Annotated in this window: 8 protein-coding genes and 3 pseudogenes; 5 read left to right on the forward strand and 6 right to left on the reverse strand. The window is 34.6% G+C overall.

From position 1 onward, the window contains the following. The 3 genes and pseudogenes from OZD64_RS06860 to OZD64_RS06865 all read right to left on the reverse strand — a co-directional run. Positions 1 to 319, reverse strand: a pseudogene (locus OZD64_RS06860) (transposase); the annotation flags it as partial. A gap of 209 nt (positions 320 to 528) precedes the next feature. Beyond that, positions 529 to 1,458 (reverse strand): AEC family transporter, encoded by a 930-nt coding sequence (locus tag OZD64_RS03550; RefSeq protein WP_006279391.1) that lies wholly within the window; start codon positions 1,456 to 1,458, stop codon positions 529 to 531. 304 nt (positions 1,459 to 1,762) lie between these two features. Next, positions 1,763 to 1,905, reverse strand: a pseudogene (locus OZD64_RS06865) (N-acetyltransferase); the annotation flags it as partial. 16 nt (positions 1,906 to 1,921) lie between these two features. Here OZD64_RS06865 and OZD64_RS03555 point away from each other — a divergent pair. Beyond that, entirely contained in the window at positions 1,922 to 3,085 is a 1,164-nt protein-coding gene (locus tag OZD64_RS03555; protein WP_274999298.1) for a multidrug effflux MFS transporter, read from the forward strand. A gap of 27 nt (positions 3,086 to 3,112) precedes the next feature. Here the strand turns inward: OZD64_RS03555 and prfA are convergent, their stop codons facing one another. Further along, positions 3,113 to 4,192 (reverse strand): peptide chain release factor 1, encoded by a 1,080-nt coding sequence (gene prfA / locus OZD64_RS03560; protein WP_274999299.1) that lies wholly within the window; start codon positions 4,190 to 4,192, stop codon positions 3,113 to 3,115. Positions 4,193 to 4,290: 98 nt separating this feature from the next. Between prfA and yihA the strand changes: the two genes are divergently transcribed. The 4 genes from yihA (at position 4,291) to OZD64_RS03580 (ending at position 7,393) form a co-directional block, all read left to right on the forward strand. Next, entirely contained in the window at positions 4,291 to 4,884 is a 594-nt protein-coding gene (gene yihA / locus OZD64_RS03565; protein WP_010962460.1) for a ribosome biogenesis GTP-binding protein YihA/YsxC, read from the forward strand. A 4-nt stretch (positions 4,885 to 4,888) separates the two neighbouring features. Continuing rightward, the gene (argB, locus tag OZD64_RS03570) at positions 4,889 to 5,800 is read left to right on the forward strand and encodes an acetylglutamate kinase (RefSeq protein WP_316659781.1); all 912 of its coding nucleotides are present in this window, start codon (positions 4,889 to 4,891) and stop codon (positions 5,798 to 5,800) included. Between the two features lie 414 nt (positions 5,801 to 6,214). Then, on the forward strand, positions 6,215 to 6,676 hold the full coding sequence (gene dut, locus OZD64_RS03575) for a dUTP diphosphatase (protein WP_006279458.1): 462 nt from the start codon (positions 6,215 to 6,217) through the stop codon (positions 6,674 to 6,676). 63 nt (positions 6,677 to 6,739) lie between these two features. Further along, complete coding sequence (locus OZD64_RS03580) at positions 6,740 to 7,393, forward strand: hypothetical protein (RefSeq protein WP_266409396.1); 654 nt, start codon at positions 6,740 to 6,742, stop codon at positions 7,391 to 7,393. Positions 7,394 to 7,514: 121 nt separating this feature from the next. Here OZD64_RS03580 and OZD64_RS03585 read toward each other — a convergent pair whose 3' ends face one another. Together OZD64_RS03585 and OZD64_RS03590 are read right to left on the reverse strand one after the other, a co-directional pair. After that, the gene (locus OZD64_RS03585) at positions 7,515 to 7,682 is read right to left on the reverse strand and encodes a hypothetical protein (protein WP_167471207.1); all 168 of its coding nucleotides are present in this window, start codon (positions 7,680 to 7,682) and stop codon (positions 7,515 to 7,517) included. 40 nt (positions 7,683 to 7,722) lie between these two features. Beyond that, a pseudogene (locus OZD64_RS03590) lies at positions 7,723 to 8,055 on the reverse strand (IS5 family transposase); the annotation flags it as partial.

The following is an 8,055-nucleotide window of genomic DNA, read 5'->3' on the forward strand; positions in this document are numbered from 1 at the left end:
AAAACCCTACATAGTTCCTGTGTTTTATAGCAATTTCTATATAAAAGAATACTTTACTCTTTTTCTTTGCCCAGGGCTTTTTTTAAGATGTCTCTTTCTCTTATTAGCTCTTTTTTTAGATCAAATCTTTCTTTGTCATAAGGAGCCTTTGCCTGGAAATGCGTATGCTACAGACATTTTTCCATCATATTTTCTTACTTAACATACTGCCATCTATACCTAGATCTTTTGCTATTTTTGTACTTGCTTGACCTGTTTCTTTAACCAGCTTAACAGCTTCTAATTTGAATTCTGCTGTATATTCTCTTCTATTTGTCATATTTTGAAAAAACGTTTTATTTTACTCCAAAAACGTCTTAACTTTCTCTCTACTTTTTCTGGGTAAGGTCAATTTACCGCCGCGGCGCTAACTAGTAGCGGGATGACGGGTTACCAAATTATAGAAGTTGCTTTAGCTATAAATTCAAGTTTTATCAATGTCTTGTGTTGTTACCCAAATAATGGTTGTGCAAGCGCTTAATTTTTTGATCAAAAAGGAACAAGTTTAGTAAAAAATAATGATATTATTAGTGGAACATAAAACAGTCCCACTGCAGTACTGATTAGAAGCAACAGAGTAGCTTTATCTGGTTGATAATTCAAAATATTAGCAAGTATTATACTGGACCCAGAAACTGGAATAATAGCCAGCAACATCAGTGCTTTATATATGCTCTCATCGTATATACCTATAACATGCTTGTCTAAAAGGACAATTCCTAAAACAAACAGTGGCCAGAATACGTACTTTGCTGTAATAGTGATCAAAGCAAGCTTCCAATCTATTTTAAAGCTTGCAATATTCGCAATGCTCACTCCAAGTAGCACCATTCCTAATGTGACAAATGTACTTCTAATATTCATCATAACATCTGTTAAAAAAGTAGGTATTTGTATATCGTATATACTTAAAAAGAAGCCCAGAACCATCGCATAAAGCGAAGGAAGTTTGAACAACTTTAATATACATTCTTTTGCGGTATAAATACCATTTGCAGCTATGTAAAATCCTAAGCTGTTTTCAAATAGCGCCATTCCTATATAACAAACAACATATACAGATACTGAATCTTCATCAAATAAAGCCATGGCAATCGGCAGGCCAAAATAACCCATACTTGTGCTGCCCGAGCTAAATGCTAATATGTTTCTTGTGTTATCCTTAAATAAAAAAGAAGAAAGATAATACACTGATAAGGACATAGTGCTACCTATAAACCATATCAAAATCGGCAGAGAAATTACTTTTAAGTTAACTTCTGTATGAGAGACTCCATATAAAATCACTATTGGATTAGCTATATAAAAAAGTATTTGAGATATAGTGTTTCTATCAATTTTAAGATATTTTCCTGCTAAGTAACCAATAAATATTGTAATATAAATAGGTAATATTTTGAGAAAAAGAGTAAGGAACATACTAGCCTATTGTAATATTTTTGATTGATAAAGTGACATTAGATCTTAAGGTGTTGTAAAAGTAAACAAAATTTATTTTCCAATTTATCCAGCTCATAGTTAATTAAATTAGTGCCAAAATTTGTTTTTACATAGGACTTAAGAATGACATTTGTATGATAAAATTATGTTAAGTTTCTGTAAAGCTTCTTGCATATTTTTGAATAATGACATATTTACTAAAAATTAAACTGCTTGTAGTAATTTAGACGGACTGTTGAAAAAGTAAGAGGAAATAAGTAAAGTTAGGACAGAGAGTAAGAGCTTTAACATAGTTGTCATATTTTTCTTTAATTAACCCTAGTGTCCAATTTATCCACCATTCCTTCACATGAGGTGTTTCTAACCATTTTAATAACAGTAAAAAATGTTTTCTTTCAACGCTTTAAATGTGATATTTTTATTCATTAATTAAAAATCTCAAATGTTACTACCATTTCTGTTAATCCTGTCTCTCATTGCCAAGTTCATTGAAATTGACATTTCCGTACCTAGTTTTCCTGATATGGTGCACTATTTTAACGTACCGGAAAGCATAATTCAATTAACTATTGCTTATAATTTCCTAGGCTTTTGCATAGGAGGGTTGTTTTTTGGTCCATTGTCTGAATGCTATGGCAGAAGGAGAATTATGATCATAGGTAACACTTTGTTATTAATCGGCGCTGTTGGTTGTGTTTTTGCACCGTCGATTTTTTGGCTTTTAATCTCTCGCTTTGTTCAGGGCATTGGTGTTAGCACATCTGTAGTTGTGTTTGCAATCGTTGCAGACAGCTACAAAGGCGACGAAGCGGTGAAATTTATTGGAATCATGAATTCTGTTCTTACAGTTGTCATGTCAATTGCGCCAGTGTTAGGCAGTTTCATCAATGAAATTGTAGGATGGCGTGGTAATTATGCAACTGTTGCAATACTTTGTTTGATCTCTTGGGTTTTGCTGCTTTTAGCGTTACCAGAAACAAAAAAGAACCGCGATATTTTCAGTTTGAAAAAAACGATGAAAGATTACAGAAAACTACTATCTAATCCGAGGTTTGTTACGTTGTCTTTGATGTCAAGCCTCTTTTCTGCTGCGTATATGTCATTCATTACTTGTGGACCTTTTCTGTATATGAAGACTTTTGGTTTATCTAGCACTATTTATGCACTACATCAAGGTGCAATAGTTGGGTGCTTCTCACTCATCAGTCTATTTGCTGGCAAAATCTTGCAGAAACTTGGAGCAATAAAGTGTGTAATTTCTGGTACGAGCGTGGGTGCTATTGGGTCTCTATTGCTTGTAATATTCAGTATAATTGTACCCCACTCTTTCTACTTAGTAACACTGTCTATGATTATTTTTTCTATCGGTTGTGCAATTTTCCAGCCAGTGATTTTTAATGCATCAATAAATGTTTTCCCTGAAATTAAAGGCACAGCTTCTTCTGCAGTCTCGTTCATTAGAGCTTTTATCATGGCTATTTTTATCGGCTTAACAAGCTACATTTACAATGGTCAAACAATTAGTGTAGCTGTTCTTGTTTTATCCGCGATAGTACTAGAACTTGTTTTTACTGTCTATCTATTGCGTTTAAAAGATCCTATGTAATTAATAAAGATATTCCATTGTAGGCTGCTAACTTTCCCCTGCCAATCTTTCTGCTTCATTACGTGAGATTAATGCCTCAATAAATTCATCTAGTTCGCCTTCTTTTATAATCTGCTCTAGCCGATGTGAAGTTAGATTAATTCTGTGGTCTGTTATTCTTGATTGTGGGAAATTATATGTTCTTATGCGCTCGGAACGATCACCAGAGCCAATCTGACTTTTCCTCATTGTTGACCTTTCCATTTCTTTTTTTTGTCTTTCAATTTCGTATAGCCTTGCCCTCAATACTTTGAGCGCTTTAGCTTTATTTTTATGCTGCGATTTTTCATCTTGCTGTATCACAACTATCCCTGTTGGCAAGTGGGTGACCCTTACTGCGCTGTCAGTTGTATTCACTGATTGCCCTCCAGGACCACTGGATCTATAAACATCTATTCGTAAGTCTTTTTCTTCTATTTTAAAGTCAACTTCTTCTACTTCAGGTAATATCGCAACAGTAGCGGCAGAGGTATGCAACCTTCCTGAAGATTCAGTTTCTGGCACTCTCTGTACTCTGTGCACTCCTGATTCAAATTTCAACCTTGCAAAAACTTCTGTTCCATTAATGAGTGCAGAAGCTTCCTTATATCCACCTATACCTGTATTAGAAATGCTTATTGGCTCGAACTTCCAATTTCTTCTTTCTGCATATTTTTGATACATACGAAATAACATTGCTGCAAATAATGCTGCTTCTTCTCCGCCTGTACCTACTCTAATTTCTAATATTGCATTTCTTGAGTCATCTTCATCTTTGGGCAATAATGCTAACTTTAATTTTGCTTTTATTTTTGGTAATAATACCTTGTGCTTTTCGAAAAATTCTTCTTTTGCTAACTCTTTTATATCACCTTCGCTGTTTTCATCTTTCATTATTTCTTCTAAGTCTGAAATTTCCTCTTTCAGCGTGTTATATTCATCAATTATCTTGATTATTGGCCTGAGCTCAGAGTATTCCTTTGAAAGGGTAATGAATTCTTTTTGACTTAAATTGGTAGGATTTTCCAAATTCCTCTCTATATCATTAAATTTTTTCTTTAAGTCTTGTAAATTATTTTCCATATCCATATAGCACAGATCTAGCTAAGTAATATATACTGAAATAAAAAATTTCTTATATCAAGCAATAACACTATAATATACCTACTACCTTCTAGTTGAATATAATGGCAAAACAGATAACATCAAACTGCAATTTCATATTTGGAGCTTCGGATATAAAATCATTACCAAATGAGTCGGCTCCAGAGATTGCGTTTGCTGGTAGATCAAATGTAGGAAAATCCAGTCTGATCAACTTACTGATAAACAGCAAAAAAGCTGCCAGAGTTTCCTCTAAACCTGGATGCACTAGACAAATAAATTTTTACTCTATGTACGATGATAAGTTCAGACTTGTTGATCTACCAGGGTATGGCTACTCTCATGCAGGCAAGGAGGAAATTATACAATATTTAAACTTAATTGAGTATTATCTAATTCAAAGAGAAAATCTAAGAAGAGTGTTTGTGTTGATAGATAGCAAGGTAGGATTAAAAGAAATAGACAAAGACTTCATTTATTGGTTAATATATAATAACATTAACTTTAACATTGTGCTAACAAAAATAGATAAAGTAAGTCAAAAAAGCTTAGGTGCTGTTATAGAAGATATTCAAAAATGGATTAATAATGAGAATGTGTCAATTCATCAAATGAGCATCCGTGTTAAGCATAAAATAACCAAGGTAAGAGATGAGTTTTTCAAGTTTACAAGATAAAAAAATGAAGAGTAGTGAATTTTTAAAGGGTGAGGTATCATTTGAACAAAAAGCAGAAATATTACTTGAAGTGCTATCTAACATACCTAGCTTTGTAGGCGAGACTTTTGTCATTAAATGCGGTGGTACAATAATCTTAGATGAAACACTATTTAATACTTTTGTGCATAATGTTGTCTTGTTGAAGCAGCTTGGTATAAATCCGGTAATAATTTATGACGGAGAATATGAAATTAACTCAGTGTTAAAAATGCTGGATATGAACAGTAAGTTTGTGAATGGTATCAGACTTACAGACAAAGACACTATGAAAATCATTGAAATGGCACTGTGTGGTTCAGTTAATAAAAAAATTGTTCAGTATATAAATTCTGCTGGTGGTTCAGCTATTGGATTATGTGGAAAAGATGGTAACTTAATTAAAGCCGAAAAAATAACCGCTACGCTTAGAGAAGATAGATCAAATAATATCGAAAAGATATTAGACATGGGGTTCATCGGTAGACCCACTGAAATCAATCCTGATATATTATTTTTTATTGAAGAATCAGATTTTATACCAGTTATTGCACCAATTGGTCATGGAAAAGATGGGGAAACATATCATATTGATGCCGATAGCACTGCAAGCGCAATCGCAATCGCAGTTTCTGCATCTAAAATGATAATCTTGAGTGACACAGATGAAGAAATAGATAAAATTGGTGGCAGGAAGATATCTGTTAAAAATTTAAATGCATCGATTGATTGTGGGAAAATTAAAGGGGAAAAATTTATTGAAAGGCTTATGGCATACGTTAAAATGGCGGAGGAATGTGCTGGAGTTGTTCACATAGTTGATGGTAGAATATCTAACATTATGCTTGATTTATTGACTGAGAGTAATTCAAGCATATCGATTGTGAGTGATTTATAGCTATACTGCTTGCAACTACACGAATACCAAGAGGGTGTCATTCAAGTAGCTGACACTGGAATGACAACAATCTACGTCATACCGCGATTCATTCGCGGTATCTCTAGATCCCGCTAACAAGTAGCGGGATGACGGTTGTCAGGGTGTCATCCCAGCGCCCTTATGATGTCATCCCAGTGCCCAGACACTGGGATCCAGAAGACTTAATTTCAACCAAGTGTCTGCATAATAAGGACTAGATTCCAGACTGGAATGACATCATAGAGGCACTGGGATGACAAAAAAAGGAGCACTGAACTTGTCAAGGAATTTTATGGCCTAGCGTCACGCGCTGGAATGACATCATTTACATTTATCACTTTTGCAGATACAATTTACATGCTATAATTGAGTCTTCATAGATGGTAAATTGGAGTGCAAAGAAGTAAAATTAAAGTAGAAATAAAAAGATTATCACACGGAGAAGACTTGTCTCTTCCATGTTATGCAACTACGCAGAGTGCTGGCATGGATCTTTATGCTGCATTGAATGATTCTGCTGTTTTAAATCCACTTGAAAGATTACTTGTTCCAACTGGAATTGTGATTGCAATACCAAACGGTTTTGAGGGGCAAATCCGCCCACGTTCTGGTCTTGCTGCAAAACATGGAATCACTGTCTTAAATTCTCCGGGCACTATAGACTCTGATTATCGAGGTGAAGTTAAAATTTGTCTAATTAATCTAAGTAATCAGCCATACGAAATAAAAAGAGGAGATAGAATCGCACAAATCCTTATTTCTCCTGTATCTCAGGTAATTTGGGATGACAGAGAAGAATTCTGCGCAGAAGAAACCGGTCGCAATGCAGGGGGCTTTGGCTCAAGCGGCAGGTAGCTTACGAAAAAGCTTGGCTATGACAGTTTTTTTATTTAAGCATATTAATATTTGAGGTCGTTTATGCTAACTTTCAAAAATCACTGTGGTCAATTCCACAAAACAAATACTGCACTTGTTGCACTTACTTCTTTGTATGTCATAGGCGCAGCAGTAGCACTTTCAGCACCATATTGGGTGTCTTCAACTTGCACGCTTGCTCCACTTGCAGCTTTTGCAGCTACACCACTTGGAATCGGTATATTAGCAATTGTTGCTGTTGCACTGGTTAGTTCAGCAATGTACGCTATCAGCAAAAACAATGAAATATCTGAGTTGAGAGCTCCGAAGATTGTTGTTAATAACGATAGAAAAAACGGTAAAGAAACAGCATTGCTAGTAACAAAAGACACATTTAAGGAAATGGCAAGGAATAACCAAGTTAAAGATGAAGAAGGTAAGGTAGAAAAGGGTAAACATTATATAGCCTTCAGCTTAGAAGGCAAGAACTACCGTATTATTGTTGATATTAATCAGCTTACCAATACGCTAGGCAATACTTTACTCTTCGAGATAGGTTCACTAAAAGAGAAAAACGATGAAGGTAAGTTCGAGGCAGCAAATGAAACAAAGTGGAATAAAACATTAGGTTTAGACAAAGATGGTGCTAAAGGGGTTAACACTTATTTAGGCTCACTTATTGTTGAACAAGTTGCTTCTCAACAACAGACAGTATAGCCAAGTGAAATAAAAGAGGTAGATTAAGTCTGCCTCTTTGTTTTTTTTGATTTTTAGTGTTACGCGCATAACTGCATGGATGTTGCGATTCTCAAGGCAACGTATCTGTTTAGATGCATGGCTAATGCTGAAACAAAAATTCCAGTGTTCCCTTTCTTGTCATCCCAGTGCTTGACACATAACTGTACAAACATTCATTTTTGAAGGTAAATTGCACAACAGATAATGTCATTCCAGTGCTCCCTTTCTTGTCATCCAAGTAGCTGACACTGGGATGGCTTTGTTGCATCACACTTTATGAGATGGTGATTTATGGTAAATTCATGTAACTATCTCAAATTTAGCCATACCAATATCAGTGAATTTATTAAGCAAATAGCATTTAGTTCTTTTTCTCGATTTATCTCAGATTTATTCCTAAAACTAAATCCGAATATTTGCTTTAATCTTGAGAAAAACCCTTCAATATAAGATCTTTTCCCATAATTTACTTCTTTTTTCCATTCTTTCATGCCATCTTCACCGTATAATTTTATTAACCTAATAGCAGCATTCCTGTCAGACATATAATCTATTTCTGGATGTTCTGCCGCATTGTTTATTGGTGGAATTTTTGTCTTTATATCATATTCGTTACACAACTTATAAAACTTGTGCCTATC

Origin of the sequence: Wolbachia endosymbiont of Drosophila tristis, from assembly GCF_028981745.1 — a bacterium.
GTDB classification, from domain to species: domain Bacteria; phylum Pseudomonadota; class Alphaproteobacteria; order Rickettsiales; family Anaplasmataceae; genus Wolbachia; species Wolbachia pipientis.

What these genes read in the sequence shown, in the direction of transcription:
- OZD64_RS03580 (WP_266409396.1), top strand. Translation starts at nt 6,740, where the DNA reads ATGCTAACTTTCAAAAATCACTGTGGTCAATTCCACAAAACAAATACT.
- yihA (WP_010962460.1), top strand. Translation starts at nt 4,291, where the DNA reads ATGGCAAAACAGATAACATCAAACTGCAATTTCATATTTGGAGCTTCG.
- OZD64_RS03555 (WP_274999298.1), top strand. Translation starts at nt 1,922, where the DNA reads ATGTTACTACCATTTCTGTTAATCCTGTCTCTCATTGCCAAGTTCATT.
- OZD64_RS03550 (WP_006279391.1), bottom strand. Translation starts at nt 1,458, where the DNA reads ATGTTCCTTACTCTTTTTCTCAAAATATTACCTATTTATATTACAATA.
- argB (WP_316659781.1), top strand. Translation starts at nt 4,889, where the DNA reads ATGAAGAGTAGTGAATTTTTAAAGGGTGAGGTATCATTTGAACAAAAA.
- OZD64_RS03585 (WP_167471207.1), bottom strand. Translation starts at nt 7,682, where the DNA reads ATGCAACAAAGCCATCCCAGTGTCAGCTACTTGGATGACAAGAAAGGG.
- prfA (WP_274999299.1), bottom strand. Translation starts at nt 4,192, where the DNA reads ATGGATATGGAAAATAATTTACAAGACTTAAAGAAAAAATTTAATGAT.